General features: G+C 48.4%; 1 protein-coding gene. It reads right to left on the bottom strand.

Annotated elements, in window-relative coordinates; genetic code table 11:
• On the bottom strand, positions 1 to 499 hold a 499-nt coding region (locus A3766_RS00705), incomplete at its 3' end, for a cation:proton antiporter (protein WP_231882801.1).
• Positions 500 to 521 lie beyond the last annotated feature (22 nt).

Raw genomic sequence — 521 nt, 5'->3', positions numbered from 1 at the left:
CCAAAAACACCATCGGAACTAAGGCACCCGCATCGGCATGCCCTGCTTGCTCCAGTTTAAAAGCAAATAACGCTGACACCGCCGCAGCGACAATGCCTCTTGGCGCAACCCAGCCTAAAAAGGTTTTCTCCTGCCAGCTCAAGTCTGTTTTGACCGCGGCTAACCAAACCGAAAGAGGCCTGGCCACCAGCATTAGTATGAGAATTACCCACAGAGCATTCCAGCCCAAAGCAGTAGCCATACTCAGATCCATTCTTGCCGCAAGCAATATAAATAGTGCCGAGATCAGAAGAACACTGAGCGACTCTTTGAATTCGAGAATATCTTCAACCGGCACACCTTTCATGTTCGCCAGCCAGATCCCCATAATGGTCACTGTCAAAAGACCCGACTCGTGAACCAAAAAGTTAGAAAATGCGAAGATACCCAACATAAACGTCAGTGTTCCGGCATTTTGCAAGAACTGGGGTAACCAATGACTTCTTAATGCTCTCCCCAAGTAATAACCTGAAGAGCAGCCT

The organism is Oleiphilus sp. HI0132 (genome assembly GCF_001635845.1).
This window is presented reverse-complemented; position numbering and strand designations above follow the sequence as displayed.